At 74.2% G+C, this 19,612-nt stretch carries 19 protein-coding genes; 8 read left to right on the top strand and 11 right to left on the bottom strand.

Translation table 11 applies throughout. The annotated features are described in order from the left end of the window. Positions 1 to 63: 63 nt before the first annotated feature. The 3 genes from D476_RS0122095 to D476_RS0122085 all read left to right on the top strand — a co-directional run bounded on the left by D476_RS0122095 (position 64) and on the right by D476_RS0122085 (position 2,379). Positions 64 to 1,596 (top strand): NCS1 family nucleobase:cation symporter-1, encoded by a 1,533-nt coding sequence (locus D476_RS0122095; protein ID WP_017626098.1) that lies wholly within the window; start codon positions 64 to 66, stop codon positions 1,594 to 1,596. Between the two features lie 136 nt (positions 1,597 to 1,732). Next, positions 1,733 to 1,981 carry a type II toxin-antitoxin system CcdA family antitoxin gene (locus tag D476_RS0122090; RefSeq protein ID WP_017626097.1) on the top strand — a complete coding sequence of 83 codons (249 nt, stop codon included), beginning with the start codon at positions 1,733 to 1,735 and terminating at the stop codon, positions 1,979 to 1,981. After that, positions 1,978 to 2,379 (top strand): PIN domain-containing protein, encoded by a 402-nt coding sequence (locus D476_RS0122085; RefSeq protein WP_017626096.1) that lies wholly within the window; start codon positions 1,978 to 1,980, stop codon positions 2,377 to 2,379. The genes D476_RS0122090 and D476_RS0122085 overlap by 4 nt, the downstream gene beginning before the upstream one ends. 61 nt (positions 2,380 to 2,440) lie before the next feature. Here D476_RS0122085 and D476_RS0122080 read toward each other — a convergent pair whose 3' ends face one another. The 8 genes from D476_RS0122080 to D476_RS0122045 all read right to left on the bottom strand — a co-directional run bounded on the left by D476_RS0122080 (position 2,441) and on the right by D476_RS0122045 (position 11,920). Beyond that, positions 2,441 to 2,953 (bottom strand): NUDIX hydrolase, encoded by a 513-nt coding sequence (locus D476_RS0122080; RefSeq protein ID WP_017626095.1) that lies wholly within the window; start codon positions 2,951 to 2,953, stop codon positions 2,441 to 2,443. A 103-nt stretch (positions 2,954 to 3,056) separates the two neighbouring features. After that, positions 3,057 to 3,686 (bottom strand): class I SAM-dependent methyltransferase, encoded by a 630-nt coding sequence (locus D476_RS0122075; protein ID WP_017626094.1) that lies wholly within the window; start codon positions 3,684 to 3,686, stop codon positions 3,057 to 3,059. Positions 3,687 to 3,707: 21 nt separating this feature from the next. Beyond that, positions 3,708 to 4,076 carry an STAS domain-containing protein gene (locus tag D476_RS0122070; protein ID WP_017626093.1) on the bottom strand — a complete coding sequence of 123 codons (369 nt, stop codon included), beginning with the start codon at positions 4,074 to 4,076 and terminating at the stop codon, positions 3,708 to 3,710. Positions 4,077 to 4,304: 228 nt separating this feature from the next. Beyond that, the gene (meaB, locus tag D476_RS0122065; protein ID WP_017626092.1) at positions 4,305 to 5,321 is read right to left on the bottom strand and encodes a methylmalonyl Co-A mutase-associated GTPase MeaB; all 1,017 of its coding nucleotides are present in this window, start codon (positions 5,319 to 5,321) and stop codon (positions 4,305 to 4,307) included. Continuing rightward, positions 5,318 to 7,564, bottom strand: a complete 2,247-nt coding sequence (gene scpA / locus D476_RS0122060; protein WP_017626091.1) for a methylmalonyl-CoA mutase — start codon at positions 7,562 to 7,564, stop codon at positions 5,318 to 5,320. The genes meaB and scpA overlap by 4 nt, the downstream gene beginning before the upstream one ends. Next, positions 7,561 to 9,447 (bottom strand): methylmalonyl-CoA mutase subunit beta, encoded by a 1,887-nt coding sequence (locus D476_RS0122055; protein ID WP_017626090.1) that lies wholly within the window; start codon positions 9,445 to 9,447, stop codon positions 7,561 to 7,563. The genes scpA and D476_RS0122055 overlap by 4 nt, the downstream gene beginning before the upstream one ends. A 181-nt stretch (positions 9,448 to 9,628) precedes the next feature. Beyond that, entirely contained in the window at positions 9,629 to 11,215 is a 1,587-nt protein-coding gene (locus tag D476_RS34135; protein ID WP_040726824.1) for a PQQ-binding-like beta-propeller repeat protein, read from the bottom strand. A gap of 69 nt (positions 11,216 to 11,284) precedes the next feature. Continuing rightward, on the bottom strand, positions 11,285 to 11,920 hold the full coding sequence (locus D476_RS0122045; RefSeq protein WP_017626089.1) for a YigZ family protein: 636 nt from the start codon (positions 11,918 to 11,920) through the stop codon (positions 11,285 to 11,287). Positions 11,921 to 12,203: 283 nt separating this feature from the next. Between D476_RS0122045 and D476_RS0122040 the strand changes: the two genes are divergently transcribed. The 4 genes from D476_RS0122040 to D476_RS0122025 all read left to right on the top strand — a co-directional run bounded on the left by D476_RS0122040 (position 12,204) and on the right by D476_RS0122025 (position 15,846). Continuing rightward, positions 12,204 to 13,778, top strand: a complete 1,575-nt coding sequence (locus tag D476_RS0122040; protein ID WP_017626088.1) for a cation:proton antiporter family protein — start codon at positions 12,204 to 12,206, stop codon at positions 13,776 to 13,778. Next, positions 13,775 to 14,512 (top strand): helix-turn-helix transcriptional regulator, encoded by a 738-nt coding sequence (locus D476_RS0122035; RefSeq protein ID WP_040726822.1) that lies wholly within the window; start codon positions 13,775 to 13,777, stop codon positions 14,510 to 14,512. Before D476_RS0122040 ends, D476_RS0122035 begins: the two co-directional genes overlap by 4 nt. A 33-nt stretch (positions 14,513 to 14,545) precedes the next feature. Beyond that, on the top strand, positions 14,546 to 15,034 hold the full coding sequence (locus D476_RS0122030; protein WP_020380484.1) for a DUF3291 domain-containing protein: 489 nt from the start codon (positions 14,546 to 14,548) through the stop codon (positions 15,032 to 15,034). Between the two features lie 101 nt (positions 15,035 to 15,135). Further along, on the top strand, positions 15,136 to 15,846 hold the full coding sequence (locus D476_RS0122025; protein WP_020380483.1) for a superoxide dismutase family protein: 711 nt from the start codon (positions 15,136 to 15,138) through the stop codon (positions 15,844 to 15,846). A 60-nt stretch (positions 15,847 to 15,906) separates the two neighbouring features. Here D476_RS0122025 and D476_RS0122020 read toward each other — a convergent pair whose 3' ends face one another. Together D476_RS0122020 and D476_RS0122015 are read right to left on the bottom strand one after the other, a co-directional pair. Continuing rightward, positions 15,907 to 16,656, bottom strand: a complete 750-nt coding sequence (locus tag D476_RS0122020; RefSeq protein ID WP_017626084.1) for a YidC/Oxa1 family membrane protein insertase — start codon at positions 16,654 to 16,656, stop codon at positions 15,907 to 15,909. A 70-nt stretch (positions 16,657 to 16,726) separates the two neighbouring features. Continuing rightward, positions 16,727 to 17,044 carry a DUF6412 domain-containing protein gene (locus D476_RS0122015; protein ID WP_017626083.1) on the bottom strand — a complete coding sequence of 106 codons (318 nt, stop codon included), beginning with the start codon at positions 17,042 to 17,044 and terminating at the stop codon, positions 16,727 to 16,729. Positions 17,045 to 17,246: 202 nt separating this feature from the next. Here D476_RS0122015 and D476_RS0122010 point away from each other — a divergent pair, with 202 nt between their 5' ends. Continuing rightward, the gene (locus tag D476_RS0122010; protein ID WP_017626082.1) at positions 17,247 to 17,555 is read left to right on the top strand and encodes a hypothetical protein; all 309 of its coding nucleotides are present in this window, start codon (positions 17,247 to 17,249) and stop codon (positions 17,553 to 17,555) included. 756 nt (positions 17,556 to 18,311) lie between these two features. Here the strand turns inward: D476_RS0122010 and D476_RS34130 are convergent. Then, positions 18,312 to 19,612: HAMP domain-containing sensor histidine kinase (locus tag D476_RS34130; protein ID WP_017626081.1), on the bottom strand; the 1,301-nt coding region annotated here is incomplete at its 5' end.

The following is a 19,612-nucleotide window of genomic DNA, read 5'->3' as shown; positions in this document are numbered from 1 at the left end:
CCTCCCCCGTCCCGTCCATACCGCTCGTCCGTCTCCGAGCCCGCCCGTATCCGAGGACCCGTCATGACCGACCCGACGACGACGGCCCCAGCGGCCGCCACCGACCCGACAGCCGCCGCGGACCCGGCCGTCCCCGGCGCCGACCCGGCGCTGTACAACGACGACATCGCACCGGTCCCGGAGAAGAAGCGCACCTGGGGCACCTTCGAGATCTTCAACGTGTGGTCGAACGACATCCAGAGCCTGTTCGGCTACACCCTCGCCGCCACCCTGTTCGTGTCCTACGGGCTGAACGGGTGGGCGGTGTTCGGCGGCATCATGCTCGCCGGTGTCATCATCATGTTCCTGTGCAACCTGGTCGGCCGCCCCAGCGTCCGGCACGGCATCCCCTACGCGGTGGTGGCCCGCGCCTCCCTGGGGGTCTACGGCACCCAGTTCCCGACGATGCTGCGGGCGATCACCGCGGTGTTCTGGTACGGCGCCCAGACCTACTTCGCCTCCACGGCGATGGCGCTGATGATCACCGCCCTGTTCGGCCCCGGCCCGGAGGCGACGTTCCTGGGGATGTCGGCGGTGGGCTGGCTGTCCTACGCCATCGTCGCGGTGTTCCAGCTCGGCCTGTTCGTGCGCGGCATGCGGTGGATCGGCACCTTCCTGAACTGGGCGGGCCCGGCGGTCTACGTGGTGATGATCGCCCTGATGGGGGTGATCTGGTGGCGCGCCGGGGGCGGGCTGCTCGCCGAGATCGGCACCGTGTTCTCCGGCTCCGGGGCCCAGGCGACCGAGGCGAACGGCGGCGTGAGCGCGTTCTTCGCGGTCGTGGGCACGATGGTGGCCTACTTCGCGGCGGTCGTGGTGAACTACGGCGACTTCTCGCGGTTCGTCCGCTCGGAGCGGTCGATGAAGCTGGGCAACCTGCTGGGGCTGCCGGTCAGCCTGGCCGTGTTCTCGTTCCTGGCGCTGGGCANTTTCTCTTTCCGGGCGCGGGTCACCCCCGCCGGTACCGGGGTGCTGTACGGGGAGGCGCTGACCAATCCCTCGGACATCGTGGAGCAGGTGGACAACACCGCGCTCACCGTGGTGGCGGCGCTGACCTTCTTCGTGGCCACGGTGGGCATCAACCTGGTCGCCAACTTCATCCCGCCGGTGTACGCGCTGGCCAACCTGGCGCCGAAGAAGATCAACGCCTTCACCGGCGGCCTGATCACCGCGGCGGTGGGCTTCGTGATCGGCGGCCTGTGGGTGGCGTTCATCGAGGGCATCGGCATCGCCGCGTTCGTGGACACCCTGGGGGCGGTGCTGGCGCCGCTGTTCGGGATCATCGTGGCCGACTACTACCTGATCCGGCGGCAGCGCCTCGACCTGAAGGCCCTGTACTCCTCGGCGACGGACGGCCCCTACTACTACACCGGCGGGTGGAACCTGCGGGCGATGGCGGTGTTCGGCGCGGCGTCGGTGTTCTCCATCGCCGCCGTGTGGCTGCCCGCCCTGGAGTTCCTGTCCGGCTTCGCCTGGATCCTGGGCGCCGCCCTGGGCGCCGTCCTGCACTGGGCGATCATGCGCGGCAAGGTCCGGGAGACCGTCCCGGCCGAGTGACACGCGGCCGAGGCCGCCCGGCCCGCGCGGGGGTCCGGCCCGGTGCTCCGGTACCGGGCCGGGCCTGTCCCGGCCGAGTGGGCACGAATCCTGCGATTCCCCGGACACGACGCACATACCGGAGTATGCTCGAAGCATGGCCGACACCACGCGCATCACGGTGACGCTCCCGACCGACCAGGTCGAGGAGCTGCGCCGAGTGACCGACAACATCTCCGGATACGTAGCAGAAGCGGTATCCAGAAAGATCCGACACCAACTCCTCGCCGAGGACCTGCGGCGGTACGAGGAGGAGCACGGAGAGTTCACCGAAGAAGAGCTCGAAGAGGCCCGCGAACGGCTGTATGCAGCGTTCGCCGACAAGTCGGACAAGGAAGCGGCGTGACCCGACCCTATGAGACCGCTGTGCTGGATTCACAGGGCCTGTCCGGCTGGGTGGACGGCGACCGGAAGATCACGGCGATGCTGAAGGAGCTGAACGATACCGGGAGCGAGATCGTCATCAGCGCCAACACCATTGTGGAAGTTACCCATGAGCGGATCAGGCTCCCCAGGCTCGAGTGGGCTCTGTCGCGGATGAAGATCGAGCCTGTGACGGAACGCGCTGCCAAGGCAGCTGCGCAGCTCTTGAAGAAGGTGAGGCTTCACGGCCACAAGCACGCGATCGACTCCACCGTCGCGGAGGTCGCCCTGCGTCAGCCGGGGCCGGTCGCCCTTCTCACCTCCGATCCGGACGACATGCGCCGCCTGTGCGAAGGCCGGGTCCACATCGTCCCGCTCTGAGCCGGTCCTCGGCGACAAAGGCACACACGGCCGACCCGGTGCACGCCCTCTCAGGGGGCCATCAGGTCGGCCCCTCCTGCCCGCTCCCCTTAGCCGGGACGAACCAGGCATGGCCGTTCTCGTGGGCGCGGAGGACGCGGTCGAGGACGCGGTCGGCCATGGGCGGCAGGCCGTCCATCGGGAACCACGCCACCTCCAGCGACTCGTCCTCGTCCAGCCGGATCCGCCCGCCCACGGGGCGGCACCGGAAGGCGACGTCGACGATCTGCACCACGTCCCCGTTGGCGTAGGTGAACGGGTCCCCGGTGACCACGCTCGCCACCCGCTCGGGGACCGCGACGATGCCCGTCTCCTCCTCCACCTCGCGGACCAGGGCCTCGGCGGGCTGCTCACCCGGCTCCAGGATCCCGCCCGGCGGCGACCAGGCCCCATCGTCGGCCCGCCGGTGCAGCAGCACCGCGCCCTCGTCGCCGACGGTGCCGTCGCCGATGACGACCCCCGTCACACCGGTGAGGAACAGTTTCTCGTGGCCGACGTGCTTGCGCAGCCGAAGGATGAAGTCGGGTGTGGCCATGCGGCGACACTATCGCCGGAGCGTCCCGTCAGGGCCCAGGCACGGCCGGGGCCGGCGGAGCGCGGCGACGGGGGCTGCCGACGCGCGTGCGGCGGTCGGGCGGTCAGGGCCGTGTGTAGAACAGGCAGTACCGCCAGAACAGCAGCCGCCGCACCCGGACGCCCGGCAGGACCGCGCCCGCCTCGGCGGCGATACGGCGCAGGCCCATCTCCGGTTCGGCGACCGGCATCCCGGGCTCGGCCGGGTCGGGCACCCCGGTCAGCGCGCGCCCTGCGGCCAGCGCTCCGCCCATCGCCCACTGCGGCAGCAGCGCGGCGCCCGACGCGGCCCGGTCGTTCGCGGTCTCCTCCCGGTACAGGCCCAGCACCGCGAGCACGCCGCCGGGCGCCAGCGCCGCCTCCAGGCGGCGCAGCGCGTCGCCGAACTCGGCGGCCGGAAGGTGGTGCAGGGAGGAGATCGCCGACACGAACCCGTAGGCGCCGGGTTCGAGGTCGATCTCGCCGAGCGCCGCCTTGGTGAAGCGCACGTCCAGCCGGGCGGGGGTCCGGCGGCGGGCGGCGTCCACCATCCGCGGGTCCGGGTCGATCGCGTCGACCTGTCCGGCCCGCCCGGCCAGCAGGCGCGCGAAACGCCCGTCCCCGCAGCCCACGTCGAGGGCGCGGGCGCACGGACGGGGGACCCGGTCCAGTAGCAGGCCGTGGTAGTGCGCGTTGTGGTTCCAGGACAGGGCCACGGGACGTGCCTCGATCGGGGGTCAGCCGGCCTGCTTGGCCTCCAGGGCCTTCATGGCGCTCACGGCCACCGGCACGGTGCGGTGCACCGGGACCTGCCGGTGCAGCCCGACCAGCCGGACCACCTTGGTCACACGGTCGTTGGGCGCGGCGAGCGCGAGGCTGCCGCCCCGCTCCTTGACCGCGCGGTAGATGTGGATGACGGCGTTCAGCCCGCTGGAGTCCATGAACTCCAGCGCACTCAGATCCAGGATCAGCCACGGGCCGTGCTCGCCCACGGCCTCCGTCACATGCTCCTGGAGATCCCCGGCCGTCGCGATGTCGAGATCGCCCTCCACCGTGACGATCACGGTGTGGTTCTCGACCCGGGTGCCGAGCCCAAGCCTGTGCACGTTCACTCCTCCCAGCCCCACTGATGGTGAGGGGTCCCCATACCGCCCGACCGCGCGGCCGAGGCCGCCCGCCCGTCACGCCGGGTGGGCGCCCGGCTCCCCTCGCCGGTCGCGCGCGCATCCCTGACCACCCACGGTATTAGCCGATCGGCCCGACGGGAATGCCGATTCGGAAGTTATTTTCGTCCGCGCACGGACCGGTGAACCCCGTGTGCGCTGTGGCCTGCGTCATTCTCCGCCGTCCGGCGCACCGCCGGAGGCGCGGGAGAACCGCTCCAGGATGCGCTCGGCGGCCTGGGTCGCGGTCCGCTCCCCCGAGCGCACCGCCTCCTCCAGCCCCGGCACCTCCGCCGCGACCCCGGGGTCGTGCACCAGGCGGTCCATGAGCCGGTCGCGCACCTGTGACCACATCCACTCCACCTGCTGGCGGCTGCGCTGCTCGGCGAACTCCCCGGACCCCTCCAGGGCGGCGCGCTGGTCCAGCACCGCCTGCCACACCTCGTCCAGGCCGTCGCCGGTGGCCCCGCTGCAGGTGAGCACCCGCGGCCGCCACACCTCGCGCACCGGCCGCAGCAGCCGCAGCGCCCGCCCCAGCTCGCGGGCGGCCCTGCGGGCGTCGTCGGCGTGCGGGCCGTCGGCCTTGTTCACCGCCACCACGTCGACCAGCTCCAGCACGCCCTTCTTGATGCCCTGGAGCTGGTCGCCGGTGCGGGCCAGGGTCAGCAGGCAGAAGCAGTCGACCATCCCGGCGACCGCCACCTCCGACTGGCCCACCCCCACCGTCTCCACCAGCACCACGTCGAACCCGGCGGCCTCCATGAGCACCATCGTCTCCCGGGTGGCGCGGGCCACCCCGCCCAGCGTCCCGGCGGTGGGCGAGGGCCGCACGAACGCGTTCGGGTCCACCGCCAGCCGGGCCATCCGGGTCTTGTCGCCCAGGATGCTGCCCCCGGTGCGGGTGGAGGAGGGGTCCACCGCCAGCACCGCCACCCGGTGGCCGCGCCCGGTCAGCGCGGTGCCGAGCGCGTCGATGAAGGTCGACTTGCCGACACCGGGCACCCCGGTGATGCCCACCCGGTGCGCCTTCCCGCCGTGCGGGAGCAGCCGCACGAGCAGCTCTTGGGCGCGCTCGGCGTGGTCCGGCCGCCGCGACTCCACCAGGGTGATCGCCCGCGCCAGGGTGGGCCGGTGCCCCGCGAGGACGCCCTCGGCCAGCGCGCCGACGTCGATCCGGCGCCCGCTCACACGTGCCCCAGCTCGGCGGCGAGCCGGTCGAGCAGTCCCCCCGCCGCCTCGGCGATCACGGTCCCGGGCCCGAAGACGGCGGCGGCGCCCATCTCGGCGAGCGCGGCGTGGTCGGCCGGGGGGATCACCCCGCCGACGACGACCATGATGTCCTCCCGCCCGTGCCGGGCCAGCGCCTCGCGCAGCGCCGGGACCAGCGTCAGGTGCCCGGCCGCCAGGGACGACACCCCGACCACGTGCACGTCGGCCTCGGCTGCCTGGGCGGCCACCTCCTCGGGGGTCTGGAACAGCGGCCCCACGTCCACGTCGAAGCCCAGGTCGGCGAAGGCGGTGGCGATCACCTTCTGCCCCCGGTCGTGGCCGTCCTGGCCCATCTTGGCGACGAGGATGCGGGGGCGGCGCCCCTCCTGCTCCTCGAACGCCGCCACCTTGTCCGCGACGGTCTCCATCGCCTCAGCGGCCCCCTTCGCCGACGACGCCTCCTCCCGGTAGACGCCCTGGATGGTGCGGATCTGCCCGGAGTGGCGCCCGAACACCCGCTCCATCGCGTCGGAGATCTCCCCCACGGTCGCCTTGGCCCGCGCCGCGTCCACCGCCGCCGCGAGCAGGTTGTTCTCCAGGTCCTCCCCGCCCGAGTCCTTGGCCGCCGCCTCGGTCAGCCGCTCCAGGGCGGCGCGGGTCGCGTCCTCGTCGCGCTCCTCGCGCAGCCGCCGCAGCTTCTCCAGCTGCTCGGCCCGCACCCGGCTGTTGTCGACCTTGAGGACCTCGATCTCGTCGGCGGTGTCCGGCAGGTACTTGTTGACTCCGACGACCGGCTGGCGGCCCGAGTCGATGCGCGCCTGGGTGCGGGCGGCCGCCTCCTCGATGCGCATCTTGGGGATCCCGGCGTCGATGGCGGCGGCCATGCCCCCGGCCTCCTCCACCTCCCGGATGTGCGCGCGGGCGCGGCGCGCCAGGTCGGCGGTGAGGCGCTCGACGTAGTGGCTGCCGCCCCACGGGTCGATGCTGCGGGTGGTGCCCGACTCCTGCTGCAGCACGAGCTGGGTGTTGCGGGCGATGCGCGCGGAGAAGTCGGTGGGCAGCGCCAGCGCCTCGTCCAGAGCGTTGGTGTGCAGCGACTGGGTGTGCCCCTGGGTGGCGGCCATCGCCTCCACGCAGGTGCGCACCACGTTGTTGAACACGTCCTGGGCGGTGAGGGACCAGCCCGAGGTCTGCGAGTGCGTGCGCAGCGACAGCGACTTGGGGTTCTGCGCACCGAACCCGTGCACCAGGTCGGCCCAGAGCAGACGGGCCGCGCGCAGCTTGGCCACCTCCATGAAGAAGTTCATGCCGATGGCCCAGAAGAACGACAGCCGGGGCGCGAACGCGTCCACCTCCAGCCCGGCGCCCCGCCCGGCGCGGATGTACTCCGCCCCGTCGGCCAGGGTGTAGGCCAGCTCCAGGTCGGCGGTGGCCCCCGCCTCCTGCATGTGGTAGCCGGAGATGGAGATGGAGTTGAACCGGGGCATCCGGTTCGAGGTGTAGGCGAAGATGTCGGAGATGATCCGCATCGAGGGCGCGGGCGGGTAGATGTAGGTGTTGCGGACCATGAACTCTTTGAGGATGTCGTTCTGGATGGTCCCCGCCAGCTTTTCCGGCGGCACCCCCTGCTCCTCGGCGGCGACGATGTACAGCGCCATCACCGGCAGCACCGCGCCGTTCATGGTCATCGACACGCTCATCCGGTCCAGCGGGATGCCGTCGAAGAGCTGGCGCATGTCGTAGATGGAGTCGATCGCCACCCCGGCCATGCCCACGTCCCCGGCCACGCGCGGGTGGTCGGAGTCGTAGCCGCGGTGGGTGGCCAGGTCGAAGGCGACCGACAATCCCTTCTGCCCGGCGGCCAGGTTGCGCCGGTAGAAGGCGTTGGACTCCTCGGCGGTGGAGAACCCCGCGTACTGCCGCACCGTCCACGGCTGGTTGACGTACATGGTGGGGTAGGGGCCGCGCAGGTAGGGGGCGATCCCCGGGTAGCCGGACACGAAGTCCAGCCCCTCGGTGTCGGCGGGCGTGTACAGCGGCCGCACCCCGATGCCCTCGGGGGTCTCCCACACGAACGCGTCCGGGCCCTTGCCGGTCGCCTCGGCCAGCGCCGCCCGCCAGTCCTCCGGGCCGTGCGCCCCCGCCGCCGGGGCGGTGCCGCCCGGCGGGACCGTGCTGAAGTCGGGGATGGCCTCCCGGCCGCCACCCGCACCTGTGCTCATCGCCCCACCCCTAGCGTCTCGTGCAGTTCCTTGAGCAGGCCCAGGGCGTCGGCCCCGGCGTGGAGGAAGCCGTCCGCACCGGCGGCCCGGTGCTCCCCGTCCGGCGTCCCGGCCAGCAGCACCCGCCGGGCCCCGGCCCGGCGCAGGGCCTCGACCGCCTCGGCGGCGTGCTCGTCGTAGAGTGCGTCGCTGGCGCACAGGCAGGCCACCTCGGCCCCGGCCGCGGTGAAGGCCTCGGCCGCCTCGGCCGGGCCGCCGGTCGTGCCGCCGCCCACCGGCTCGATACCGCCGGCCTGCAGCAGGTTGGCGGCGAACGCGGCGCGGGCGGTGTGCGCGGCCACCGGGCCCAGGGTGGCCAGGAAGACCGCGGGGCGGGCGCCGGTGGCGTCCCGGTGCGCGTCGGCGGCGTCCCGCAGCTCCTCGAACTCCTCGGCGTAGCGGCGGGCGGGCAGCACCGACCGCTCGGCCTCATCGGCGCGCGGCGCCAGGACCGGTTCGCGCTCCAGCAGCTCCTCGGAGAGCAGCGGGAACTCGCTGACGCCGGTGACGGGGTCGGTGCGGTGGGCCACGGCGTCGCGGCGGCGCTCCCACACCTCGTCGACCCGGTCCCGCAGCAGCCCGGAGCCCAGCGCCCGGGGCAGCCCCCCGGCGGCCTCCAGCTCCTGGAAGAAGGCCCACCCCTGGGCGTAGAGGTCGGCGGTGAGCCGCTCGACGAAGAACGACCCCCCGGCCGGGTCGATGACCCGCGCCAGGTCGGCCTCCTCCACCAGCAGGGTCTGGGTGTTGCGGGCGATGCGCCGGGCGAACCCGTCGGGCAGGCCCAGGGCGGAGTCGAAGGGGCGCACGGTGACCGCGTCGGCGCCGCCGACCCCGGCGCCGAAGCAGGCCAGGGTGGTGCGGAGCATGTTCACGTACGGGTCGCGGCGGGTCATCATCGCCGCCGAGGTGACCGCGTGCAGCCGCATCGACCGGTGCTCCTCGGGCAGGCCGCAGGCCTCGCACACCCGCGCCCACATGGCGCGCGCGGCGCGCAGTTTGGCGATGGTGAGGAACTGGTCGGCGGAGGCGGCGAGGCGGAACTCGATCCGCCCGGCCGCGTCGGCCAGCCCCATCCCGGCCTCGGTGAGGGCGCGCAGGTAGGCGGCGCCGACGGCCATGGCGGTGCCCAGCTCTTGGGCCTCGGAGCCGCCCGCGTCGTGCACCGGGGTGGCGTCGGCCGCCATGAGCAGCAGCCGGGGGTGGCCCTCGGCGTGCTCCCGGGCGGTGGCGGCCGCGTCGGCGAGGTCGGCGTCCTGCCCGCGCATCCGCGCGCCCAGCGGATCGATGCCCAGGCCGCCGGTGGCGCCGGAGGCGGCACCCGTGTCGGCCCACACGCCGAGGAGGGCGTCGGCGGCGGCGCGGTGGTCGGCGCCGGGCTCCAGGTGGACCGGGGCCATGTCCAGGTACACGTCGGTGAGGGCCTCGCGCAGGCCGGAGGGGGGCAGTCCGCCGTCGCCGACCCGCAGCCACAGGGCGCCGACCCCGTTCTCCAGGTCGGCGAGCACGGCACCGCGGGTCCGCGCGGGGTCCGGGTCGGTGTGCAGCTGGCGGACCTCCCAGCCGGAGGCGACGGCGCCCTCGGGGCGGCCGCCCCGGGTGAAGGGGGCGAGGCCGGGGAAGCCGGAGTCGAGGCCGTCCTCGGGGGTGTAGAGGGGGCTGAGGGTGATGCCGTCGTAGGTGGCCGAGGCCAGCATCGCCTCGGGCTCGGAGGCCTCCGAGCCGACCTCGACACCGCTCTTCTTCAGCACCCCGGCCACGAGCGACCGCCATTGCTCACGCGAGGCGTGCGGGAACGCGGATCCCGGGACCGGGTCGCCGCCCGTCTGACTGTCCGGCATGTCCATACTCCGAGATGCTATAGAACGGGCTTCCGCGGCTGACAGAGCGGGTGTCGCAGAAGCGGGGGGCGTGAAATGTGTCGGGAACCACGTGCCCGATGAGCGCGGGTTCAGTCCTCGCAGCTCGGCACTCCGGCGCGGCGGGGCGAATCGGGACGGTCCGGACCGCGGGGCCGCGCCGCGCGGGTCACTCCCCGTCCGGCGCGTCCGGCGGAGCGAAGACGAAGCGCTGCCGGTCGTGCACGACGACCGCGTACCCGGCGGCGCCGACCGCTTCGACGGAGGAGTCGAGCCCTTCGGCGGCCTCGTCCTTGGAGCGCGCCTCCAGGACGACCTGGGTGTTCCCGGCGTCGTCGGCACCGCGCGCGTCCGCGTACACGAACCCGCCCGCCGCGAAGGCGACGGACAGGGCGCGCTCGTCCTCCCCCTCGAACTCCCAGAGGAGCTCGCCGGTGGCCGTGTCGAGCGCGACCATCGGGGTCCGGCCGCCGGCCTGCGGGAGCACGAGGGTGCCGGTCCCGGGGTCGAGCACCGCCCCGGCGAGCGGGTCGGGGGCGAAGTCGGGGTCGGCGGGGTTGGTGCCGGGTTCCTGGAAGGTCCACACGACCTCGCCGGTGTGCAGGTCGTGCATGGAGAGCAGGGAGGGCTCTTCGGGGCGGGTCCAGCGGACGAGGACCCCGCGCACGGCCTCCTCGGAGCCGTCCGGGTCCGGGGCACCGGAGCCGTCCGGATCGCTGGAGCCGTCGTCGGCGTCGGTGTCGGCGTCGGTGTCGGCATCGTCTCCGGAACCGCCGTCGGCCGTCCCCGGATCCGGGGACGGGGACGCCCCGTCCTCGTCCGATGCGCCGCCTTCGGACGGGCCGTCCTCGGGGGCGGGCAGCGGGTAGTGGCCGACGACCTGCGGGGCCGGGCGGGGGACCGCGCCGTCGCCGAGGAGCTCGGAGTCGTCCCCGCTCACGCTCCACAGGGGCTCGTCGGGGTCCTCGGGGTCGCGGGCCTGGAGCAGCCCGGCGCCGTCGTACAGGAGGAGGATGCCGTCGTCGGCGGCGACGGGCACGCCCATCCGCTCGGGGGCGGCGGGGCCCGTGGAGCCGGTTCCCTCGTCCCCGCCGTCTCCCCCGGTGTCCTCTTCTCCTTCTTCTCCTTCTCCCGCTCCGCCGTCCGCGTCGCCCGCGTCGTCCGGCGCCTCGAACGTGTACTCCCACAGGGGATCGCCGCCGCCGGGGCCGCTCACCGCGAACGCGCCGTAGGGGTCGTCGGGCGACCACTCCTCTGGGCGGCGGACCGAGAAGCCGGGCACCCACACGTCGCGGCCGCCGCCCTCCCAGACGGTCTCGCCTTCGTCGTCGACCACGCTCGCGCCGCCCTCGCCGGTCAGCCGGAGCGCGGGGCCGCCGTCGGCGGTGCGGGTGAAGCCGTCCACCCGCTGCTCCCCCTGCCAGAGGGTCTCGCCGTCCGAAGCGCGCTGGAGCAGGTGGCGCTCTTCGCTGTTGGAGCTGATCAGGAAGGCGTCGCCGAGGGCCTGGATGCGCACGCCCATGTCGTCGTCGAGGATGTCGGGGCCGTCGGCGCCGGGGCCGTGCATGTGGCGCACCGGGTCGCCCTCGACGCCCGGGGGCCGATCGCCCTCGAAGGAGGTGGGCAGGGGGCTGGGCGTGGCGTCCGGCGGGTCGGGCTCGTCCGGGGTGCACGCGGCGCTCCCCAGGAGCACGGCCCCCGCGAAGAGCGCAGCGCCCGCGGTGGCCGCCCGCGGGGCCCGCCGCGTGGTGCGCATTGCCCACTCCCTAGGACGACGTTCCGTAGACCGAATCCTAGAACGCCGGGCGCGCGGCGGACACGCCCCCTATTCCGTTCCGGTTTCCGGAGGGACCTCCACCACGGTGCTGCCCTGGACCTCGCAGACCGCCTGCCCTGCGGTGGCCTCGGCCAGCCAGGCGCGGAAGCCGTCCAGCTCCTCCTCGCGCAGCGCCACGTCGATGCGCACATCGGCGCCGTACTCCACGGACCGCACCGTGTAGGGGGAAGAGCGCAGCTCGCTCTCCAGCCGACCGGCCTGCAGGTAGTCGGCCACCACCGCGACCACGAGGAGGGTGCGGCGCTCCAGCAGGCCCAAGGTGTCGAGGGTGGCGGACACGGCGCCGCCGTAGGCCCGGATCAGGCCGCCCGCACCCAGCTTGACGCCGCCGAAGTAGCGGGTGACCACCGCGACCGTGTCGGTCACCCCGCGGTGGCGCAGCACCTCCAGCATGGGCACCCCGGCGGTGCCGGAGGGTTCGCCGTCGTCGCTGGAGCGCTGCACGCCGCCGTCCTCGCCGAGGACGTAGGCGCTGCAGTTGTGGTTGGCGCTCCAGTGGGCCTTGCGCCGCTCGGCGATGAAGGCGCGCGCCTCGTCCTCCGAGCCGACGCGCGCCATCGCGCAGAGGAACCGGGACTTCTTGATGTCGAGTTCGTGCTCGCCATCGCGGCTGATCGTTCTCATAGGCGCTCCGAATCGTACGCGCCCGCCGGAGGCCTCCCGGGGCGCCGTGCGCCGGTGCGGTACGCCGCTCTTTCACCTCTCCCAGTCAGCGGCAAAAAAAGGGGCGGATTCTACATTCGCGACCATGAGCGGTATACGGGACGTACGAGATTCCATACGCTCTCTTAACACTCATCCGCTGTGGGACACCGCTCCGTCCCGCTCGACTGCGGCCCGGCCGCACGGGCGGGGAACGGCCCCGGGCGCCGCCCACGGCGGTCGGTGCCCGGCACGAAGGGGGAACATGGAAGCCGCGTTCATCGGCGCCGCCTTCGCCGGGGGCCTCGCCGCCACGGCCGTGCGGCTGCCCCCGCTCGTCGGGTTCCTCGCCGCCGGGTTCGTACTCAGCGCACTGGGCTACGGGCCGACGCCGGAGCTGGAGGCCATCGCCGACCTGGGCGTGACACTGCTGCTGTTCACGATCGGCCTGAAGCTGGACGTGCGCAGCCTGCTCAAGCACGAGGTGTGGGGGACGGCGGCCCTGCACATGGCGCTCTCGGTCCTGCTGGGCGCGCTCGCCCTCGGGGCGCTCAGGCTGACCGGGATGTCGCTGCTCCAGGACACGGTCGGGAGCGGCCCGCTGCTCCTCGGGTTCGCCCTGTCGTTCTCCAGCACCGTGTTCGCGGTGAAGGTGCTGCAGGACCGCAGCGAGATGGGGTCGCTCTACGGCCGCCTGGCCATCAGCGTGCTGGTCATGCAGGACGTCTTCGCGGTCGTCTTCATCACCGCCGCCACCGACACCCGGCCCGGCCCGTGGGCGCTGCTGCTGCCGCTCCTGGTCCCCGCCGCCCCGCTGCTGCGGCGGCTGCTGGACCGGATCGGCCACGGCGAGATGCAGGCGCTGTTCGGGGTGGTGGCGGCGCTGGTGCTCGGGTACGCCCTGTTCGACCTGGTGGGGGTCAAGGGCGACCTGGGGGCGCTGCTCCTGGGCGTGCTGCTGGCACCGGCCGCCAACGCCCCGGCCCTGGCCAAGACGCTGTTCTCGCTCAAGGAGCTCTTCCTCGTCGGGTTCTTCCTGAGCATCGGGCTGACCGGGATGCCCGCCTGGGAGACGGTCGTCCTGGCGGTCGCGCTGCTGCTCCTGCTGCCCCTCAAGGGGGCGCTGTTCACCGCGCTGTTCCTGTTCTTCCGGCTGCGCGGGCGCACCTCCCTGCTGGCCGGTGCGGCGCTGGGCACCTACTCGGAGTTCGGGCTGGTGGTGGTGGCATCGGCGGTGCCACAGGGCTGGCTGTCGGAGGACTGGCTGGCGGCACTGGCGCTGACCGTGGCGCTGAGCTTCCTGGTCTCGGCCCCGCTGAACATGCACGGGGAGAGGGTCTACCGCGCCGTCGCGCCGCGGCTGCGGCGGTGGGAGCGGACCGTCCTCGTGCCGGGCGACCGGCCCATCGACCTGTCCGGGGCGAGGGCGGTCGTGCTGGGCATGGGCCGGGTCGGGCGCGGTGCCTACGACCGGCTGCGCGAGGCGCACGGGGTCGCGGCGGTCGGCGTCGAACACGACCCGGCCACCGTGCAGCGGCTGCGCGAAGAGGGCTATCGGGTCGTGGAGGGCGACGCCACCGACTCCGACTTCTGGGACCGGCTCTCCCTGTCCGAGGAGGTCGGGCTCGTCATCCTGGCCATGCCCCACCAGCGGGGCAACCTCGCCGCGCTGGAGAGCCTGGACGCCGTCGGGCACCGCCCCGTGGTGGCGGGGGTGGTCTCGCACGCCGAGGAGATCGGCGAGCTGCGTGCGCGCGGCGCCGACGAGGTGCACCACCTGTACGGAGAGGCGGGCCGCGCCCTCGCCGACGACGCGGTGCGCCGCACAATGGGGGGATGATGGAGGACTCTGCGGAGGGCCGCGCGCGACGGACGGCCGACGATGCCTACGGCGACCAGGCGATCGGCGCGGCGGGGGCCCTGGCCGACACGGTACGCCGCCGCCTCTACCGGTACGTGTGCGAGCAGGGCGAGGCCGGGCGGGCCGACGCCGCCGAGGCCCTGGGCCTCACCCGCAACCTGGCCGCCTTCCACCTGGACCGGCTGGCCGAGGCCGGACTGCTGGAGGTGGAGCGGCGGCGGCTGACCGGGCGGCGGGGGCCGGGGGCGGGGCGCCCGGCGAAGGTGTACCGCCGCTCCGACCGGGAGGTGAGCCTGCACCTGCCGCCGCGCGACTACGCGTCGGCGGCGCGGCTGCTCGCGGAGGCGGTCGAGCGGGCGGGGGCGGAGGAGGCGCTGTACGCGGTCGCGCGGGAGGAGGGGCGGCGGCGCGCTGACGCGGCCGCCCGGGAGACCGGAACGGCGGTTCCCGCGACGCTCGGGGAGCTGGCCGGAGCGCTCGCCCGGTGCGGTTACGAGCCGGCCGCGCCCCCGGAGGACGGCGCCCCCGGCGGCGAGGTCCGGCTGCACAACTGCCCCTTCCAGACGCTCGCCGCCGAGTTCCCCCCGGTCACGTGCGGTATGAACCTGGAGCTGATGCGCGGGATGGTCGAAAGGTGGGGCGGGTTCACCGCGCGGACGGCCCCGTCGCCGGAGGGGTGCTGTGTCGCCATCTCTAAAAACAAAAATGATTGACATAGAAACGGCGGCCGTGCTGTGCTGTCACCCATGAGCGACCACCACCTCGCCCAGCTGAACATCGCCCTCCTCAAGGCCCCGCTGGACGACCCCTCGATGGCGGATTTCGCCGCCGCCCTGGACCCGATCAACGCCCTCGCCGACACCTCCCCCGGGTTCGTCTGGCGCTACACCGACGAAGGGGCCAACGACGCCAGCGCCAGCCGCCCCTTCGGCCCGGACCTGCTCGTCAACATGTCGGTCTGGGAGGACGTGGAGTCGCTGCGCGCCTACACCTACGGCAACAGCGGCCACCTCGACTACCTGCGACGGCGCCGCGAGTGGTTCCGCCCTCTGGGGCGCCCCTCCCTCGTCCTGTGGTGGCTACCCTCGGGGACGCTCCCGACCCTGTCCGAGGCCGGCGAGCGACTCGAACGACTGACGGCGAACGGCCCGGGGCCCGAGGCGTTCACCTTCCGGACCCCGTTCCCCGCCCCCGGGGCCCACGCCGGGGTGGAGCACGCCTCCGATCCCGGATAGCCCGCGGAACACCACCCCGACCGGCACTAAGCGTGTCACGAGCCGCACTCAGGGTAGCTACCATCGGCGACAGCGACTCGGTTCTTCCAGGGGTGGACGACATGGACGTGACGCGGCATCTGACCCGGACGATCGCCGGTCTCGCGCTACTCCCGCTGCTCGCGGCGGGCTGCGACGACGGCGGGGGCGGAGACGACGGCGGACGCGGGGGCGGCTACGGCGCCGGAGGGGAGTCGTCGCCCTCCCCCACGCAGGAGGGGGGCGACGGCACGGAGAGCGCACAAGCGAACCTGGCCGACGTGGACGAGGAGTTCGAGCCCTACTCCGACGGGGCGTCCGCGGTGACCTACGACGAGGACGCGGTCCCGGCGGGGTCGCGGGTGGAGCTGGCGGTCTCCTCCGAGGGGACGGGCGAGGACGCCGACGACCGGGAGGACGGCGACGGGGGCGGCGCCGACGGCACCGAGTTCTCGCTCCGCGTCGTCGGGCTGATGCCCGACCGCGGCTACGGGGCGCACATGCACACCGGGGCCTGCGGGGAGGAGCCCGACGACTCCGGGCCGCACTACCAGGACGAGAAGGACCCCGAACAGCCCTCGACCGACCCGCGGTACGCCAATGACGACAACGAGGTGTGGCTGGACTTCACCACCGACTCCGACGGCAACGCCGACTCCGACGCGGACGTGGACTGGGCGCCGCGATCCGGGGAGATGAAGTCCCTGGTGATCCACGACGAGCACACCAGGACCGGCGAAGGCGAGGCGGGCTCTGCCGGGGACCGTCTGGCCTGCGTGAACGTTAAGCTGTGACCTGGCCTGCTCCGGGCGGTGCACGGTCCCGCCCCGCCCGGAGCGGCGGGGCCCCGGCCCTCAGGCCGTGACCAGGCGCCTGAGCAGCAGGCGCTCCCCCACCGCCCACGCCGTGCTGGTCGCCAGGTAGAGCCCGGCGGCCAGCGGGACCACCGCCGCCGCGGCGACCGTCATGAACGGCAGGTAGGTCATCAGCCCCATGCCGGGGAGCGCGGGGGCGCCGCCCTGCCCCGCGCCGTCCACCCCTGGCCCGTTCTGCCGCATCGCGGGCAGGGCCAGCCACCTGCGCGAGGCCCACGCGGCGGCCGCGACCGCGGCGATGAGCACGGCGAAGACCGCCGCCGCCCCGGGCCCGGCGGCCAAAGCGTCGGTGAGGGTGGAGCCCAGCGGCACCGGGCCGAGGGTGTGCTCCAGCAGGCCGTTGGGACCGCCGGAGACCTCGGGGCTGATGAACAGGCCGTAGAGGACGAGGAACACCGGGGTCTGGGCGAGCATCGGCAGGCACCCGGCCAGCGGCGAAGTGCCCTCCTCGGCGTAGATCCGCTGCTGCTCCTCGGCCAGGCGCTGCGGGTTCTCGCCGTGCTTGCGCTGCAGCTCCCGGATGCGCGGGGCCAGGCGGGCGCGCTGCTTCTCGGCCCGCACCTGGGCGCGGGACAGCGGCAGCACGGCCAGGCGGACGAGGACGGTCAGGGCGATGACCGCGGCGGCGGCCGCGGCGCCCCCGAACAGGGGGGCGAGCAGGGCGGTGATGGCGGAGAACGCGGTGGAGGCCGCGGCGACTGCGGCCGCGATCGGTCCGAACGTGTACATGGGAACCCCTTGGCGGCGGGTCGGCTGGTGGTCGCCGGACGCGGCCGCGGACCGCCACGGGGGGCGGCGGTCAGGCGGCCGCGGGGGCCGCGCCGGGAGCCCTCGGACGGGGCTTGCCCGCGGCGTCGGGGTCGCGCTGCGGGGGGACGGGGGCGGCGTCGGAGCGGCGCCGCATGGAGCCGCGGCGCGCCTCGCCGGAGTCGGGGAGGATCCAGGCGGCGAGCCCGCGCACGACGGCGCAGACCAGGGCGGTGCTCACGGTGACGACGGCGAGCAGCGCGAACGCGCCGAGCGCCGGGGCCGCCCCGTCGGCGACGGGGGCGCCGTCGGCGGTCCACCCGGCCGGACCGAGGAGGAGCGCGGTGAACAGCGCATAGATGAAGGCCATGCCCGCGCTCCCTCCTCTCAGCGCCGCCGGTGGTCACGTTTCCTTCCGACGTTACGCCCCCTCCGACGTAAAGCGGACGCGCGGAGTTCCCGGCACTTCACCCGATCGGACGACACACCTCCCATGAAGTGCGACTGGGCACTCAGGGCAACCGATAATCGCAGCAAGTGGCCATCACCCCCGCCGCCCCGAAGGGACCGCCGTGCCGATCCGCTCCGCGAACCTCGCCACCATGTCCGCCACCATCGCCGGTGCGAAGGCCGGGACACGGGGCGGCCCGGGCAGCGCGGTGGTGGTGTTCGAGTCCGGCCACCGCCAGGAGGTGGAGGGCGGCGGCTGCCGCCGCCTGGACGCCGAGCAGGGCGGGGTGGTGTCGGTCGAGACGGAGAAGGCGACCAGGTTCGCCCTGTTCAAGGGCACGAGCTGCCAGGGCGGCAAGGCCGACGCGACCGGCACGGGCCCCGTGACCTTCGGCGTCCCGGTCCTGGCAGGCGCCATCGTCCTGGGGTGACGGAACGGCCGCCGCGGTTCGGCGGCCACGGCACAGCAGGTGCCCCGCTCACGGGCCCCGGCCGGGCGGCAGACCGCCGAGACGCAAGGAAGAGCACCGGCGACGACGAAGGCGGCGCCCCCAGCCGCGCAAAGTCGGGCGACAGGCGTGCGGGTAGTCACCGTGGTTCGGCGACGACAGAGCAGGCAGGTGCCCCGCTCAGGGCTGCTTGCCAGGCGGCGGGTCGGCCCGGTGCCGGGAAGAAGGCGGCGACGAGGCAGGTCGGCGCCCCTTCCGGCAGCGTCGTCGGGTGGCGGGCGCGCGGGCGGTCACCCGCCCTTCCGGCCGCGCCGCCCGCCCGGACCGTGAGGAACCCGCCGGACGGCAAGCAGGGCCGGGGAACCGCCCCGCTCACCCCGTCGCCGCCATCAACAGCGACCACGCACACTCCGTGCGACCGTCAGCGCTACCGGAGGGGCCGCCCGCTTTCGTCGTTGCCGCTTCCTCCCTCACACCCCGGCGGCCCGGCGCCCGGCCGGGGCCCATGAGCGGGGACGACTCCTCCCCTCCCGGGCCGGTCTCCGGAGGAGTGCGCGCGACCGTCACCGCCGTGTGCCCCGGGGCGCGCACGTCAGATCATCGGGACCCTTGCGCCGGGCGGCGGGGATGCCGCTCGCCCCCTGCACTGGGGGTGGGGATGGGGGACGGAGACGCCCCTTCAACGTGCTGCCGTTCGGCGTCGGGGGTGCTGCGTCGCTGCGGTCGTGGGCACCGGCATCAGGCCCCTTCGGGGGCGGCGGGTGGGGGCGGCGACGGCGGCGGGGGCGTCGCTCTCGGGAAGGTCAGCCGCATCAGGGTCCCGCCGCCTTCCGGGCGTTCGGCGGTCGCCTCCGCCCCGGAGGCCTCGGCGACCTGGGCGACGATGGCCAGGCCCAGGCCCGAGCCCGGCAGGGCCCTCGCCGACGGGGCCCGGTAGAAGCGGTCGAACACGTACGGCAGGTCCTCCTCCGGGATGCCCGGGCCGTGGTCGCGGACGGTCAGTTCGGCGCCGCCGGCGCCCGTGCGCCGGAGGCCCACCTCGACCGGCTCCCCCTCCGGGGCGAACTTCGCCGCGTTGTCCAGCAAATTCCCCACCGCGCGGGTGATACGGTCGGGCACCGCCTCCACCAGGACCGGTTCGAGATCGGTACCGAACCGCGCCCGCGGCCGGTCCCTCCGCTGGGCCCGGACGCAGTGCCGCACCACCTCGTCCAGCCTCACCGACTCCGGCGCGCGCTCCCCACGCTCCCCCCGGGCCAGCTCGATCAAGTCGTTCACCAGGCCCGTCATCTCCGTGGACTGCGCCCGCAGGGCCCGCACCACCCGGTCGCGGCGGTCCGGCGGCAGGTCGCGCGCCAGCAGGTCGACGTTGGTGCGCAGCCCGGTCAACGGCGTCCGCAGCTCATGCGAGGCGTCCGCGACCAGCCTGCGCTGCGCCGCCGCCGACGCCTCCAGCTCGGCGAGCATCGCGTTGAAGCTGCCCGCCAACCGGGCCAGCTCGTCGCCGCCCTCCAGGTCGATGCGGTGCCGCGGGTCCCGGGTGGCGGCGATCGTCTCCGCGGTCCGGGTCAGCCGCTCCACCGGGCGCAGCCCCGTGCGCGCCACCGCGTACCCGAGCGCCGCCGCCAGCGCGACACCGGCCGCCCCCGCCGCCGCCAGCCGCACCCCCGTCTCGCGCACCGACGCGCGCACCCCGTCGGCGCGCACCGACACCTGCACCGCGCGCCCGTCCCCGAGCGGCGCCACGTACCCCCGGACGGGGATGTCCCCGATCCCCGACTCGGTGAAGAACGGCCCCGACTCCCCGCGCGCCACGGCGAACGCGCGCCGGGGCACCCACGGGGTGTCGTCGGCCTGCGGCGGGTCGACCGTGCCGTCGGGGCCGATGAGCTGCACACAGCTCGGGGCGGTCAGGTAGACGCACTCCCCCGACCCCAGCCACTCGGCGTCGCCGACCTGGCGCTCCACCCGGACCGCCTCCCGCTTCAGGCTCAGGTCGAGCGACTCCATGAGCTGGTGGCGGACGATCACGAAGGCGA

Origin of the sequence: Nocardiopsis chromatogenes YIM 90109 (assembly GCF_000341185.1) — a bacterium.
GTDB classification, from domain to species: Bacteria; Actinomycetota; Actinomycetes; order Streptosporangiales; family Streptosporangiaceae; genus Nocardiopsis_A; species Nocardiopsis_A chromatogenes.
The sequence above is the reverse complement of the archived record's forward strand: the minus strand, read 5'-3'. Positions and strand labels throughout refer to the sequence as shown.

Coding starts and splice junctions, on each gene's coding strand:
- D476_RS0122090 (WP_017626097.1), top strand. CDS start 1,733: ATGGCCGACACCACGCGCATCACGGTGACGCTCCCGACCGACCAGGTC.
- D476_RS0122080 (WP_017626095.1), bottom strand. CDS start 2,953: ATGGCCACACCCGACTTCATCCTTCGGCTGCGCAAGCACGTCGGCCAC.
- scpA (WP_017626091.1), bottom strand. CDS start 7,564: ATGAGCACAGGTGCGGGTGGCGGCCGGGAGGCCATCCCCGACTTCAGC.
- D476_RS0122055 (WP_017626090.1), bottom strand. CDS start 9,447: ATGGACATGCCGGACAGTCAGACGGGCGGCGACCCGGTCCCGGGATCC.
- D476_RS34135 (WP_040726824.1), bottom strand. CDS start 11,215: ATGCGCACCACGCGGCGGGCCCCGCGGGCGGCCACCGCGGGCGCTGCG.
- D476_RS0122045 (WP_017626089.1), bottom strand. CDS start 11,920: ATGAGAACGATCAGCCGCGATGGCGAGCACGAACTCGACATCAAGAAG.
- D476_RS0122040 (WP_017626088.1), top strand. CDS start 12,204: ATGGAAGCCGCGTTCATCGGCGCCGCCTTCGCCGGGGGCCTCGCCGCC.
- D476_RS0122035 (WP_040726822.1), top strand. CDS start 13,775: ATGATGGAGGACTCTGCGGAGGGCCGCGCGCGACGGACGGCCGACGAT.
- D476_RS0122030 (WP_020380484.1), top strand. CDS start 14,546: ATGAGCGACCACCACCTCGCCCAGCTGAACATCGCCCTCCTCAAGGCC.
- D476_RS0122025 (WP_020380483.1), top strand. CDS start 15,136: ATGGACGTGACGCGGCATCTGACCCGGACGATCGCCGGTCTCGCGCTA.
- D476_RS0122020 (WP_017626084.1), bottom strand. CDS start 16,656: ATGTACACGTTCGGACCGATCGCGGCCGCAGTCGCCGCGGCCTCCACC.
- D476_RS0122015 (WP_017626083.1), bottom strand. CDS start 17,044: ATGGCCTTCATCTATGCGCTGTTCACCGCGCTCCTCCTCGGTCCGGCC.